We start from the raw sequence: 13,903 nt of genomic DNA on the forward strand, positions 1-13,903 counted from the left end.
TCGGGTCGACCACTCAATCCGGCCGGTTCGCACCTGTGGAGTCGGTTCGCAGCACTGCTCGTGATGAACGAAGCGCGTGCCCTGGAACTAGCTGGAACAGGACGGAGCGCTTCGGACTTGCGAACCGAGCATCGCCCGAACCCTAGCTGAAGCATGGCAGAAGACGTCGAGTTGGTGCATTCGGATCGCGGACGGAGCGGCCCGTGGGGCGGGTTGCAAACCGCAAGGTCGATAGCGCCAAGCCTCATCCGGTTGGCATCTTAAAACAGGCGTCGTGAGACGGAAGACCCATATCCGCCTCCGAGATCTTCCGGGATCGGGGGGACGGGTGTCGAGCGGCACGTCCGCCGCCGTCCCTCGACCGCCGGTCATCCGCCACTCAGTACTCCCAGAAGATCCGCTGCAGCTCCTTCGTGTCCTGCGTTTTCGTCAGCGCCACCGCGGCCAGGATCTTGGCCTTCTGCGGGTTGAGGTCGTGGGCCACCACCCAGTCGTACTTGTCGTCGGGCTGCTCGGCGTTGCGCAGGACGAAGCCGTCGCCGACGCGCGACGAGCGGATGATCTGCACGCCCTTCGCGCGGAGGTCCTTCAGGGTGTCGACGAGGTACCCGGCGACCGAGCCGTTGCCGGTGCCGGCGTGGATGAGCGCCTTGGCGCCGCCCGCGACCGCCGAGGTGTAGGGCTCCGGGTGCATGTTGCCGGAGCCGTACACGATGGCGACTTCCGGCAGGCTGTCGATGCCGTCGATGTTGAACTCGGAGGTGGTGCCGTGCCGCTTCACCGGGGCGCGGAACCAGTAGGTCTTGCCCTCGACCACCATGCCCAGCGGTCCCCATTGGCTGAAGAAGGCGGAGGGCTTGATGTTGACACGCTTGGTGCTGTCGCGGCCGGCCTGGATCTCGTCGTTCATGGTCAGCAGCACGCCCTTGGCGCGCGCCTCCTTGGCGCTCGCCACCACGACGGCGTCGAGGAGGTTGAGGGCCCCGTCCGCCGAGATCGCCGTGGAGGGGCGCATGGAAGCCACCATCACGATGGGCTTGTCGGTCTTCACCACGAGGTCGAGGAAGTAGGCCGTCTCCTCCACCGTGTCGGTGCCGTGGGTGACGACCACCCCGTCGACGTCGTCGCGCTTGACCAGGGCCGAGATCTGCTTGGCGAGCTGGATGAGTTGGGCGTTGGTGAAGCTCTCGGAAGCGATCTGGAACGCCTGCTCGCCGCGCACGTCGGCCACGCCCGCGATGGCCGGCACGGCGGCGATGAGCTTGTCCACCGGCACCTTGGCGGCCTGGTAGGTGGCGCTGTTGGCCGCATCCGCCCCCGCCCCCGCGATGGTCCCGCCGGTGGCGACGATGACGACGCGTGGTTTTGCCGTCACAGCCGCCGGGGCGGTGGTGCCGGGCGCGGCCGGAGCCGGGCCTTCCAGGGCGGCGACGGGCAGGCTTCCCGCCATGAGGAGCGCCAGAAGGGTGGCCGGTGCGGTGCGTCGCATGAATCGGTCCTGGGTCGGTGACGGTGTTCCCGCTATTGTGGCCCGTGCAACCACCCGCGCCCAGGTGAAAAAGACAGCGATGGGCACCATTCGAGGTGCAGCACGCCCGACTTGTCACCGGATCGACGAAAAACTCTCCCGGCCGGGACGGGCCGGGAGAGCGAAGGGCGGCAACGGCGAGACCCTTCAGTCGAGGGCCGCCGCTTCCCGGGTCGGAGCCGGGCGCGGCCGGGACACGGCGACGGTGTCGCCGGTGCGGCTGATCTCGACGGCCTCGGCGGCCGCGCCGCGTTCCTGCGGCGTCGAGAGGGTCACGCTCTGGCCGGAGGCCAGGACGGTCTCGAAGCGGACGGCGCGGGCGGCATCCGTGCGGGCCAGGGTCACGACGACCCGGTAGCCCTTGGGCTCGGCGGTGTAATAGGCCACGCCGGCGAGTTCGCCGAGGTTGATGCTGCCGCCATCGAGCGGCTTGATGGTCTCGGCCGAAGCGGTGCCCGCGAGGGCGGCGGCGAGGGCGGCGGCGGCGGTGAAGATCCGGTACGTCATGGTGTCGGGTCTCGCGGTGTGGGCAAGGAGCGGTGTGCCGTTGCGTCTGGACCCGATATGCAGTGCGGTGCACCATGGATCAAACAGAACGCATCGATAATGACTATTGACCATGTCGATCTATCACGGATCGACCTCAACCTCCTGGTGGCCCTCGACGCCCTCCTGTCCGAGCGCGGCGTCACCCGTGCGGCCGCACGCATCGGCATCGGCCAATCCGCCATGAGCTCTTCGCTGGCGCGCCTAAGGGTGCTGTTCGGTGACGAACTCCTGACCCGGGCGCCCGAGGGGATGCGCCCGACGCCGCGCGCCCTGGCGCTCGCCGAGCCCGTCCGCACCCTGCTGCGGCAGGTGCAGTCCCTGGTCCGGCGCGACGCGGTGTTCGACCCGCGCACGGTCACGCGCACCTTCACCATCGGCCTGCCCGACAGCGCGGAGGTGCTGCTCGGGCCGCGGCTGCTCGCCTACCTGAGGGCGGAGGCGCCCGGGATCAGCCTGCTGCTGCGCTCCATCGACCGCATCCGCATCCTGCAGGAGCTCGACGCCGACCGGGTCGACCTCGGCATCGGCTTCTTCACGGAGGGACAGACGCATCACAAGCGCCGCCTGCTCTACCGCGACAACTACCTCTGCATGTTCAACGCCGACCTCGTCGGCATCACGCCCCCGATCTCGCTCGCCGATTACGTCCGCTTCCCCCACGTCCTCACCAGCCTCAAGGAGACCGCCCACGGGGTGGTGGACGACGCCCTGGCGAAACTCGGGATGAGCCGGACCCTGGCGGTGACGACGCCGCGCTTCCTCGCCGTGCCGTTCCTCGTGCGCAGCGCCCCGGTGATCACCACCATGCACGCGCGCCTCGCCACCTTCTTCGCCGGGGCACTCGGGCTCAGCGTCAGCCCGGCCCCCGTGGAGCTGGAGGATGTGGCGATCTCGATGCTGTGGCACGCCTCCTACGACGACGACCCGGCCCATCGCTGGCTGCGCGCCACCATCCTTCGCCTCGCCGAGGCCGAGGCGCCGGGCACCGCCTTCGGTGCGGCGCGTTAGGAGCGAACACCGAGGAGGACGCCCATGGCCGACGATCACGACGACACGTCTCAGGATGCCGCGAAAGACACCCGGAAGGGCCCTCAGGGTAAGCCCGCCAACGCGGCCCCGGACGCCGTGATGGACCCCAACGAGAAGACCGACGGCAAGCCCGGCGCGGGTCCCCAGGGCGGCGGCACGCCGGACGACGAGACCGATCCCGGCGGCGGCTGACGCGCCCTTTGCGGGGCGTCCCTTGCCGGCCGGGGCCCCCTGTCGACCGAAGGACCTTTGCCGGCCGGGGGCCACTTGTCGGCCGAAGGCCGACCGGTACGGTATCCCGAAAGGGAGACACGCCATGAACGCCTCCGATTCGGCCCCGGCCGCCGGACCCTCGATCTATGACCGGGATCTGTACAAGAACCCGGCCAACCATCAGCCGCTCACGCCCCTGAGCTACCTCGATCGCGCGGCGCGGGTGTTTCCCGACCACGTCGCGGTGATCCATGGGCCCCTGCGCCGGACCTACGCCGACCTCTACGCGCGCAGCCGACGCCTCGCCGCGGCCCTGGCCGCACGCGGCATCGGCCGGGGCGACACCGTGGCGGTGCTGCTCGCCAACACGCCCGAGATGATCGAGTGCCATTACGGGGTGCCGATGACCGGCGCCGTGCTCAACACCCTGAACACCCGCCTCGACGCCGCCGGCCTCGCCTTCTGCCTCGATCACGGCGAAGCGAAGATCCTCGTCATCGACCGGGAGTTCTCCACGGTGGTCGCGTGCGCCCTGGCGCAGGCGACGGTGAAACCCCTCGTCATCGATGTCGACGATCCGGTGTTCACCGGCAACGGCTCGGCCGTCGGCAGCCTCGGTTACGAGGCGCTTCTGGCCGAGGGCGATCCGGCGGCGGATTGGGCGATGCCGGCGGACGAGTGGGACGCGATCGCGCTGAACTACACTTCCGGCACCACGGGCGACCCCAAGGGGGTGGTCTATCACCATCGCGGCGCGGCCCTGCTGTCGCTCGGCAACGTCATCACCGGCAACCTCGGGCAGCATCCGGTCTATCTCTGGACCCTGCCGATGTTTCACTGCAACGGCTGGTGCTTCCCCTGGACCCTCTCGGTGGTGGCCGGCACCCATGTCTGCCTCAGGCAGGTGCGGGCCGGGGCGCTCTACGCGGCGATCGCCGAGCACGGCGTCACCCATCTGTGCGGCGCGCCCATCGTCATGCAGCTCCTCCTCGGAGCCTCCGACGGCGAGCGCCGCCCCCTCCCCCACCGGGTCGCCTTCCTCACCGCCGCCGCGCCCCCGCCCCAGGCGGTGCTGGCCGCCATGGGGGCGGCCGGCTTCGACGTGACCCACCTCTACGGGCTGACGGAGACCTACGGACCGGCGGTGGTGAACGCCTGGCACCGGGACTGGGACGCCCTCGATGCCGATGCGCGGGCCGAGAAGATGGCGCGCCAGGGCGTGCGCTACCCCGTGCTCGAAGGGTTCGACATCCGCGATCCCGAAACCTGCGAGTCCGTACCGGCCGACGGGACGACCATGGGCGAGGCGATGTTCCGCGGCAACGTGGTGATGCGCGGCTACCTCAAGAACCCGTCCGCCACCGAGGCCGCTTTCAAGGGCGGCTGGTTCCGCTCGGGCGACCTCGGGGTGAAGCACCCCGACGGCTACATCCAGCTCAAGGACCGCGCGAAGGACATCATCATCTCGGGCGGCGAGAACATCTCCTCCATCGAGATCGAGGACGCCCTGTTCCGCCACCCGGCGATCGCCTCCGCCGCCGTGGTCGCCCGGCCGGACCCGAAATGGGGCGAGACCCCCATGGCCTTCGTCGAACTCAAACCCGGCGCTACCCTCGAGGCCGACGCCCTCATCGCCTGGTGCCGCGAGCGGCTGGCCGGCTACAAGCTGCCGCGCCACATCGTGTTCGGGGACTTGCCCAAGACCGCGACGGGCAAGGTGCAGAAGTATCTTTTGCGGGAGCGGGCGAAGGCCGAATGACATGGTCGCCGCCGGATGAGTTCGGTGACGTGGTGAAACGGGTGTCCCCACACCTTCCAGGCGGGGGAGCCGGTCGCGCTCGCGCGATCTGAAGTCGATCTCATCACGACCCCGCCGGACTTTTCGATCCGCAATGGCGCCCATTCAGACTGCGGCGATAACGGTGATGCGATTGCCAGAGGCCCAGCCCAGCACTCCCTAGAAGGGCTAGGATCAGAACGGGCGAAAAGATCCAGATCATGAACGCGGCCTTCTCCCCGTCGCCCGTCGCAAGCCAGCGAATGCCGAGACTGAACGCCAGGAGGCCAGCGGCGAAGGTACCGATCGCGGTCAGGGCGCCGACGAGCAGCGCCGACAGCTTGGGGTGGTTCACTTCGAAACCTCCGCTGCGGCGTTTCGATGTCGCCCGGACATCGGCACACCCGATGTGGTCCGCGCGCGAGTTTCGCAAAAAAGAAAAGGCCGGGCAAATGCCCGGCCTTTTCCCAGTCCAATGGTGCGGCGCGTTACGCGGCGCCACCCGAGCGCTCGAAGCGCTTGCGCTCGTTGGGGTCGAGGTAGGTCTTGCGCAGGCGGATCGACTTCGGCGTGACTTCCATCAACTCGTCGTCCTGAATCCAGGCGAGCGAGCGCTCCAGGGTCATGCGGATCGGCGGGGTCAGGCGCACGGCCTCGTCCTTCGAGGTGGTGCGGATGTTGGTGAGCTTCTTGCCCTTGAGCACGTTCACCTCGAGGTCGTTCTCGCGGTTGTGCTCGCCGATGATCATGCCCTGATAGACCTTGGCGCCGGGCTCGATCATCATCGGGCCGCGATCCTCCAGGTTCCACATGGCGTAGGCCACGGCCTCGCCCTTGTCGTTGGAGATCAGCACGCCGTTGCGGCGGCCCATCATCTCGCCCTTGTAAGGCTCGTAGGCCTTGAACAGGCGGTTCATGATCGCGGTGCCGCGCGTGTCGGTCATGAGCTCGCCCTGGTAGCCGATGAGGCCACGGGTGGGCGCGTGGAACACGAGGCGCAGGCGGGAACCACCCGACGGCCGCATCTCGATCATCTCGGCCTTGCGCTCGGACATCTTCTGCACGACGACGCCGGAATACTCCTCGTCGACGTCGATCACGACCTCCTCGACGGGCTCCAGCACGCCGCCGTCCTCGTCCTTCGACAGCACCACGCGGGGACGCGACACGGCGATCTCGAAGCCCTCGCGGCGCATGGTCTCGATGAGGATGGCGAGCTGCAATTCGCCGCGACCCGAGACGTAGAACGAATCCTTGTCCTCGGCCTCCTCGATCTTGAGCGTGACGTTGCCCTCGGCCTCCTTGAACAGGCGGTCGCGGATCATGCGGCTCGTGACCTTGTCGCCCTCGGTGCCGGCGAGGGGCGAATCGTTGACGATGAAGGACATGGTGACGGTGGGCGGATCGATCGGCTGGGCCTGGATCGGGGTCTCGACCTGCGGATCGCAGAACGTGTCGGCGACGGTGCCCTTCACGAGGCCCGCGATGGAGACGATGTCGCCCGCCTCACCGATCTCGATGGGCGAACGCTCGAGGCCGCGAAACGCCAGGATCTTCGAGACGCGGCCGGTCTCCACGAGCTTGCCCGTGCGGTCCATGACCTTGATGGCCTGGTTCGGCTTGACCGTGCCGGACGCGATGCGGCCGGTGATGATGCGGCCGAGGAACGGGTTGGCCTCGAGCAGGGTGCCGAGCATCCGGAACGCGCCTTCCTCGACCTTGGCCTGGGGCACGTGGGCGAGCACGAGGTCGAACAGGGGCGCGAGGCCGTCCTCCTGCGAACCGTCGGGCGAGGTCGCCATCCAGCCGGCGCGGCCCGAGCCGTACAGGATCGGGAAGTCGAGCTGGTCGTCGGTGGCATCGAGGGCCGCGAAGAGGTCGAACACCTCGTTCACCACCTCTGTGATGCGGGCGTCGGGGCGGTCGACCTTGTTGATCGCCACGATCGGCTTCAGGCCGATCTTGAGGGCCTTGCCGACCACGAACTTGGTCTGGGGCATCGGGCCTTCGGCGGCATCCACCAGCACGATCACGCCGTCGACCATGGAGAGGATGCGCTCGACCTCACCGCCGAAGTCAGCGTGGCCGGGGGTGTCGACGACGTTGACGCGGGTGTCCTTCCAGACGACCGAGGTCGCCTTGGCCAGGATCGTGATGCCGCGCTCCTTCTCGAGGTCGTTGGAATCCATGGCGCGCTCTTCGACGCGCTGGTTCTCGCGGAACGAGCCCGACTGCGACAGCAGCTTGTCGACGAGCGTCGTCTTGCCGTGGTCGACGTGGGCGATGATGGCGATGTTGCGAAGCTTCATAGGGTATCCGGAAGCGAGAAGAGCCCGTCACGCGACGGGCCGCAGGAATGCGGCCGGCTGCGCCGGGTCACGGGATCGAGCTATCGCGTCGCAATAGAAGGTGTCGGGCGTTCCGGCAAGGGGGCGGAGCTCCGAGCCTGGGCATGGTGGCTCCCCGCCGGACGCGGAGCCGGGCTCGGGGCAGGCTCACCGCGCCTCCACCGGCCGCACGGACCACGTGCCCCAGTAGACCGGCCGGCCGAAGACCGAGGACGGACCCGGTTCGTCGTAGCCCGGGGCGAGACGGTCGAGCCAAGTGATGAAGCCGGCCTTCGCCGGATAGCTCCCCGGGGTGTCGAGGTTGCCGTAGCGGTCGGTCATCCAGAAATGCTGCGCTCGTCCGTAGCGGCCGCTGCCGTCGCCGCCCGAACGCAGGCCGAGATAGGCCGGGGAGCGCATGATCGCCACGGGCTCGGAATACCACGTCAGGCCGGCGAGCGATCCGATGGCGAGGTCGGCCGTGTACTGGACGCAGAGGTCCGCCACCGGGCCGTCCATGGTGTTGGCCGGCCGGTTGCAGCTGTAGGCCACGGCCCATCGGTCCATGCCCTTGGCCTTGGCCACGCGCACCAGGGCCGGGCCCGGCAGGGGCTCGGCGACGAGGCGGGCCGACGACCACGGCCGGTCGACCGTCAGGTCCCGGCTCGTGCGCAGGTAGAGGCCGAGGCGGCGCCGGGCGATGGGAGCGTCGCAATCGGAGGGCAGCACGTCGGTGTAGAAGTAGTGGTAGACCCGATCGACCACGCTGATGGAGCCGACGAGGTCGTTCCGGTCGAAGCCCTCGCCCGGGCAATGGCCGACGACGGGCGCGCCGGTCTCGTCGAGCACGGCGCTGGGGGCGGGCGCGGCGCCGCCGCGCCGGGATCGGCGCCGCTTGCCGCCCTCCGGGGTGAACGGCACCCAGGCGACCCCGTCCTCGGCTCGCCCACGGATGTCGAAGCGCTCGAAATCCGCGGTGCGGGCCTGCATCAGGGCATGGCGATTTCCGCTCGGACTCGGGACGGTGGTGAGGAGGAAGACGTAGGAGTAGTCGTCCCCGCTCCAATCGCGTCCGGCCACCACCATGGGATGGCGCGCGGCGATCCCCTCGGGCGCCGCCTCGACGATGGCCGGAGCCTGCTCGCGTGCGCGCCGGCGGCTCCGCTGCTCGCGGTGAACCACGCGGGCCAGCTCCCACAGGCGCGCCTCCGTCGGCGGCATGACCGTGGCGAGTTGCTCGGGCATCGCGCCCGACCGGACGGCTCCGCCATCGAGGGGGCTGACGACGCGGCGCGCCGGGCAGGTTTCGCCCCCGCGCCGTCCACCCATGGGCGCCTCGGCCTGGTAGATGGCTTGAAGCCGCCCGGTGCGTCCGGCGGTGCGGACGATCTGCACGTTCGAGGCCGATTCGCAGGCCCGGGGCGCGAAGAACACGCCCTCGGCCTCGCCGCCCCGGCAGATCTCCAGGGCGCCCCCGGCGGTGGGGAAGCAGGCCGGGTCGGGGGCCTGGGCCGCACCCGGCGTCGCTAGGGGCAGGAGCCCGATGGCGAGAGGGAACAAGCGCGTCGCGCGGCGTACCAGACGGGGGATGAAGCGGAACTGTGTCACGGGCGAGAGTGGTAGCGTGCGCGCGGGACCGGCAAAAGGGGTCCGATCGGACGCAGACCCACCCGTCCACATGGCGTCGCGGACGGGGCCGTCACCCGGCGGCGGTCGGCCGGATCAGTCCGCCGCAATCGCCTCGACGCCGCACCATTCGGCGACGAACAGCGCGATCGCCGTGGTGACGCGCCGGACGGAGGCGAGGCTCACGCGCTCGTCGCAGCCGTGAATATCGTGGCTGATGGGGCCGTAGCACAGGGCCGGCACCCGGTCGTAGAGGGCGTGGACCCGGGTATCGAGGTAGCTCGGGGACATGAAGCTTTGGAGCGGCTCGCCCGTGGCACCCGCGTGCGCTGCGGCCAGCACCGCCTCGGCCTCCGAGCCCGGTTCGAGGACGTAGCCTTCGGCGAAGAAGCCGTCGAAGGTGACGACGGGCGGGGCGGCGGCGAGGAACGAGTCGGTGCGGGCGAACGCCGCCACCGCGTCCGCGACGGCACGGGCGGCGTCCGCCGCCGCCACGCCCGGATACAGGCCGATGCGGCAGGCGATCCGGCACCAGGCCGGCACCGAGGAAGCCCAGTCGCCGCCCTCGATCCGCCCGACATTGAGGTTGATGGCGTCCGCCGCGCCGTCGAAATGGGGCCGGCCAGCCTTGTCGGCGTTCCAGCGTGCCTCCAGGGCGCGCAGGGCTCCGACGACCCGGTAGGCGGCATCGATGGCGTTGGCGCCGGCGCCCATCGCGCGCACGTGGGTCGGGCGGCCCTGCACCGCCACGGTGAACCACAGCACGCCGATATTGGCGCGCACGAGCTTCTCGTCCTCGGGTTCGGGAATCAGCACGGCGTCGGCGCGGTATCCCGCCAAGTGGGTCATCAGGGCGCCGTTGCCGGTGGATTCCTCCTCGACCACGGATTGCAGGATGACCGGTGCGGCGGGCTGGAGGCCGATGCGGCGCAGGGCATCGAGGGCGAACAGGTTGGCGGCGTGACCGGCCTTCATGTCGGCGGCGCCGCGCCCGTACAGCCAGTCGCCGTCGATGACCGGATCGAACGGCGCGTGAGTCCACAGATCGGCGGGGCCGGTCGGCACCACGTCGACATGGGCCTGGAGGATGAGGGAGCGGCCGACGGGGTCGCGGGGCCGATGCGTCGCGATCACCAGGGGCGCGCGCGACTGCGCCTCCGTCACCCGTCCGGCGCCCGGATGGGCCGCCAGCGCCGGTCCGTCGAGGGCGACGCGCTCCGGCGCGTAGCCGCGCGCCGCATAGGCATCGAACACGAAATCCTGGATCGCGCCCTCATGGCCCCGGACGGACCCGAACCTGACCAGGGCCTGGGTGTGGGCGACCTGCTCGGGGAATCCCGCCGCGACGGAGGCGGCGATGCGCGCGGTGAGGGCGGGGTCGAGGGGCATCGGCACTCCTGTCGGATCGGCCGACGATAGGACGCCCCGGCGCCTCGGGCGAGGCAGGACGCTTCAGGTGAGGCAGGACACTTCAGGTAAGGAAAGCCGCGGCGGCGGCGAGCGGCAGGGCGGCCAGGGCCGCCGGGCGGATCCAGCGCGGCCGGTACGAGACCAGGCCGACGAGGATCAGCGCCGCCCCCGTGAGCGACCCGATCCACTGCACCGGTCCGAAATTCCAGTCCGCCGTGATCACGGCGGCGGCGAAGGAGGCGGCGATCCCGCACCAGCCGGTCCAGCGCAGGGCCCGCGCCCGTGCCCGCGAAGGGGCGCCGTGGAAGATCGCCCGGTGGTGGCGGTCCATGGCGAGGCAGAGGGCGGCGAGCCCCGCGAAGCTGAGGGCGAGATTGAGGGCGACGGAGGACGGGGTCATGCGCGAGCCAGGGATTCGGGGGCGGTGGCCGGGCGGGTGCGGGCCGGACCGCGATACCGCGAGACCTTGCGGGCGCCCCAGGCCAGGGCGAGGCCGATGGCGATCATCGCGGCGTCGAACCCGATGAAGTCGAAGCCTCGGTCCGTGGTGAGGGCGCTCACGAGGGGGATCGCGAGGAACAGGAGGGCGGCGGCCGTGCCCATCTCACGCCAGGTCCGGTCGTGGGGGCGCAGGAGACCGACGACGGCAGCGAGCCCCCAGGCACCGAAAAACACCCCGCCCTCCCAGGTAGCGCGCGCCTCCAGGGCCACGGGCAGGAGCCGGTTGGCGAGGAAGAACGCCGCGATTCCGATGGGTAGGCCCAGGATGGTACCGAGGTTGAGGCCGCGCACGAAGCGCAGGCCGAAGTCCGGCGCGGTGCCGGGTTTCGGCGCTCGCGCCACCGCCCACAGGACGAGGCCCGTGGCGATGGTGGCCGAACCCATGAGGCCGCACAGGAAGAACAGCACCCGCAGGGCGGGCCCGGCGAAATGCGCCTCGTGCAGGCCGAGGAAACTCGTGAAGACGTGGGCGACGGGCTTCAAGGTCCCGAGGCGCGCGATCACCGCGCCCGAGACCGCCTCGAACACTACCTGCGGGTGGCGGTGAGCGAGGCCCTTGGGCTCTTCGAAGACAGCCGCCACCGTAGAGGCGGCGTCGCCCGGATTGTTGACGATGACCATTTCGAGGGGTTCGGACACCTCCGCCTGCGCCCGCGCCATGAGGGGTGCCAGGGGCAGGGCCTCGGCGGGGCGCCCGGCGGCGGCGCGCCAGGCCGGGGTCTGCCCGGTCTCCACGAAGAACCGCATGGCGTCGCCCTTGTAGGCGGAGGCGACGCCCCAGGGCATGAGGGTGAACGCCAGGGTGACGATGCCCGTGTAGGTGATCATGAGGTGGAACGGCAGGGCGAGCACACCCGTGACGTTGTGGGCGTCGAGCCAGCCGCGCTGGGCCGATCGGTCCCGCCGGAAGGTGAAGAAGTCCGCGAAGATCCGCCGGTGGGTGACGATGCCGGAGACCAGGGCGACGAGCAGCACCATGGCGCTGGCCCCGACGATCCAGCGCCCGATCTCGGGCATCATCTGCAGTTCGTAGTGGAAGCGGTAGAGAAAATCGCCGGCCTGCGTCGCCCGCGCCGTGGTCGGCGCGCCGGTCTCGGCGTCCAGGGTCGCCTGCTGGATCGGCGCCTCGAAGCTGTCGAGCCAGTACACCCCGATGAGGGGCCGATCCTCCTGCGGCACGGACACGAACCACGACAAGGCCTTCGGCGCGTGGACCTTGAGGTAGGCTGCGCCGCGCTCGGCCGCGATTCCCGGCTCGACGGCGGCGGCCCGCAGCTCGGGGCGCATCCACAGGGAGATGTCGGTCCGGTAGTAGGTCGCCGTGCCGGTCACGAAGACGGCGAACATCACCCAGCCGGTCACGAGACCGGCCCAGGTGTGCAGCCACGCCATGGATTGGCGGAACCCCTGCTTCATGCCGGCGACGCCGTATCCACGAGGGCGAGGGCGAGCCACAGGCCGCCGCCCAGCAGGATGCCCGGAATGGCGAGGCCGAGGGCGGCCCGGACGAGGGTCCGGGCGGCGAACACCCAGACCACGGCGCCGACCATGACGGCGAAGCTGAGCAGGGTCGCCGTCGCCACGGCCTCGGAGCGGACCATGGGGAGCACGAGGGACAGGAACGCGGTGGACAGCGCCGCAATGGCGTAACCGCCGAAGGTGGCGAGCACGACGCGGCCGGCGACGGCGGCACGCACACGCCAGCCAAGGCCTCGACCGGGGTTTCGCAGGGCGGTTTCGTCCGGCATCGGCGGCACTTTCGATCGGCGGTCGCACGGACGGCAAGGCCGGGACCATCGCCCCGAGGCTACGCACCGCCGTCTCAGATTGGATGCGCTCCGCTATACCGATCTCCCACTTACGCGGGCAATCGGTATGTTATGGAACCATTCCAAAGTTGCTTTGCTGAATATCGGTGTCCTTGCCGAAACCTCCCGCAGCCCTCCTTCTGACCGAGAGCGCAGCCGTGGAATAAGCCGTTTCAAATCGTGTTGACGGTCCGAATGGAGGTCCACTCGGAGACTCGCTCCGGGTTAACATGTCGGCCGAGAACCACTTCGCCGGCCAAGAACCATTTCGGGGCTTCCGTTCACAACGGGCCGCGGCCCCTCCCCTCGGAAGAGAGATGTCGTGTCCGCAAGTTCCGCCGTCAGTCCGTCGAACCCCGCCCGCCCCCCGATCCGCTTTCGCGGCCGTTCGTTCATGGCCCTCGTCCTCGCGCCGGTGCCGCCGGTGGCCGAATGGCTGGAGGAACTCGACGCCCTCGCCCGGCGCTCGCCGGCCTTCTTCGTCGGGCGGCCGGTGATCCTCGAAATTTCGGGCGCCGGCCTCGACCGGGAGGGATTGCGGGCCCTCGTGGCGGACCTCTCCGGCCGCAACGTCACCGTGATGGGCATCGAGGGCGCGGCGCACGGTCTCCTCGGCGACGGCCTGCCGCCGCCCCTGGCCGGCGGACGCCCCGTGGAGGAGGTTGCGGCTCCGGAGGCCGAGGCGCCCGAGGCCCGGATGTCGGTGGCCTCGTCACCGGCGCCGGCCCGCTCCCTGATCCTCGACGCGCCCGTGCGCTCCGGCCAGACGGTGCTGCATCTCGACGGCGACATCACCGTGATGGGCTCCGTGGCGTCCGGCGCCGAGATCATCGCGGGCGGCTCGCTTCACGTCTACGGCGCCCTGCGGGGGCGGGCCATCGCGGGGGCGGCGGGGAACCCGGAGGCGCGCATCACCTGCCGCAAGTTCGAGCCCGAACTCATCGCCATCGACGGCCTCTACCGCACGGCCGACGACCTCGGGCCCGTCCAGCGCGGCCTGCCTGCGCAGGTGCGGCTCGAGGGCGACACCATCAAGGTGGCGGCTCTCGACTGAGCGAGCCTCGGCCCGGCGCCCCGCTTCGGCCCAGCCTGTTTCCTTCACCGGGCCCGTCCTGTGCTCCGGGGATCACGGTAT

Annotated in this window: 13 protein-coding genes; 4 read left to right on the top strand and 9 right to left on the bottom strand. The window is 70.2% G+C overall.

Features of this window, described 5'->3' with window-relative positions; all coding sequences use genetic code 11:
* Positions 1 to 379: 379 nt before the first annotated feature.
* Together ASF27_RS02545 and ASF27_RS02550 are read right to left on the bottom strand one after the other, a co-directional pair.
* A complete protein-coding gene (locus tag ASF27_RS02545) occupies positions 380 to 1,489 on the bottom strand; it encodes an asparaginase (RefSeq protein WP_056357475.1) in 1,110 nt (369 codons plus the stop codon).
* A gap of 186 nt (positions 1,490 to 1,675) precedes the next feature.
* Entirely contained in the window at positions 1,676 to 2,035 is a 360-nt protein-coding gene (locus tag ASF27_RS02550; RefSeq protein ID WP_056166328.1) for a hypothetical protein, read from the bottom strand.
* 99 nt (positions 2,036 to 2,134) lie between these two features.
* Here ASF27_RS02550 and ASF27_RS02555 point away from each other — a divergent pair, with 99 nt between their 5' ends.
* From ASF27_RS02555 to ASF27_RS02565, 3 genes are all read left to right on the top strand, one after another.
* Positions 2,135 to 3,085, top strand: a complete 951-nt coding sequence (locus ASF27_RS02555) for a LysR family transcriptional regulator (protein ID WP_056166326.1) — start codon at positions 2,135 to 2,137, stop codon at positions 3,083 to 3,085.
* Between the two features lie 24 nt (positions 3,086 to 3,109).
* Complete coding sequence (locus ASF27_RS02560) at positions 3,110 to 3,298, top strand: hypothetical protein (protein ID WP_056166324.1); 189 nt, start codon at positions 3,110 to 3,112, stop codon at positions 3,296 to 3,298.
* A 124-nt stretch (positions 3,299 to 3,422) separates the two neighbouring features.
* A complete protein-coding gene (locus ASF27_RS02565; RefSeq protein ID WP_056357478.1) occupies positions 3,423 to 5,078 on the top strand; it encodes an acyl-CoA synthetase in 1,656 nt (551 codons plus the stop codon).
* A gap of 103 nt (positions 5,079 to 5,181) precedes the next feature.
* On the opposite strand, the gene ASF27_RS02570 is transcribed toward ASF27_RS02565, so the two are convergent.
* From ASF27_RS02570 to ASF27_RS02600, 7 genes are all read right to left on the bottom strand, one after another.
* Positions 5,182 to 5,451, bottom strand: coding sequence for a hypothetical protein (locus ASF27_RS02570; RefSeq protein WP_056303039.1), 270 nt, complete (start codon positions 5,449 to 5,451; stop codon positions 5,182 to 5,184).
* A 133-nt stretch (positions 5,452 to 5,584) separates the two neighbouring features.
* Positions 5,585 to 7,405, bottom strand: a complete 1,821-nt coding sequence (gene typA, locus ASF27_RS02575) for a translational GTPase TypA (RefSeq protein WP_056166316.1) — start codon at positions 7,403 to 7,405, stop codon at positions 5,585 to 5,587.
* 186 nt (positions 7,406 to 7,591) lie between these two features.
* A complete protein-coding gene (locus ASF27_RS02580) occupies positions 7,592 to 8,983 on the bottom strand; it encodes a hypothetical protein (protein ID WP_056357482.1) in 1,392 nt (463 codons plus the stop codon).
* A 162-nt stretch (positions 8,984 to 9,145) separates the two neighbouring features.
* Positions 9,146 to 10,438, bottom strand: coding sequence for an ArgE/DapE family deacylase (locus ASF27_RS02585; protein ID WP_056357485.1), 1,293 nt, complete (start codon positions 10,436 to 10,438; stop codon positions 9,146 to 9,148).
* Positions 10,439 to 10,520: 82 nt separating this feature from the next.
* Positions 10,521 to 10,859, bottom strand: a complete 339-nt coding sequence (locus ASF27_RS02590; RefSeq protein ID WP_056166302.1) for a DUF3325 domain-containing protein — start codon at positions 10,857 to 10,859, stop codon at positions 10,521 to 10,523.
* The gene (locus ASF27_RS02595; RefSeq protein ID WP_056357488.1) at positions 10,856 to 12,376 is read right to left on the bottom strand and encodes a PepSY-associated TM helix domain-containing protein; all 1,521 of its coding nucleotides are present in this window, start codon (positions 12,374 to 12,376) and stop codon (positions 10,856 to 10,858) included. Before ASF27_RS02595 ends, ASF27_RS02590 begins: the two co-directional genes overlap by 4 nt.
* A complete protein-coding gene (locus ASF27_RS02600) occupies positions 12,373 to 12,708 on the bottom strand; it encodes a hypothetical protein (protein ID WP_056166297.1) in 336 nt (111 codons plus the stop codon). The genes ASF27_RS02595 and ASF27_RS02600 overlap by 4 nt, the downstream gene beginning before the upstream one ends.
* A 454-nt stretch (positions 12,709 to 13,162) precedes the next feature.
* Between ASF27_RS02600 and minC the strand changes: the two genes are divergently transcribed.
* Positions 13,163 to 13,822: a septum site-determining protein MinC gene (gene minC / locus ASF27_RS02605; RefSeq protein ID WP_056166294.1), complete on the top strand. Its 660-nt coding sequence runs from the start codon at positions 13,163 to 13,165 to the stop codon at positions 13,820 to 13,822.
* Positions 13,823 to 13,903: the final 81 nt, after the last annotated feature.

The organism is Methylobacterium sp. Leaf102, assembly GCF_001422425.1.
Lineage (GTDB): Bacteria > Pseudomonadota > Alphaproteobacteria > Rhizobiales > Beijerinckiaceae > Methylobacterium.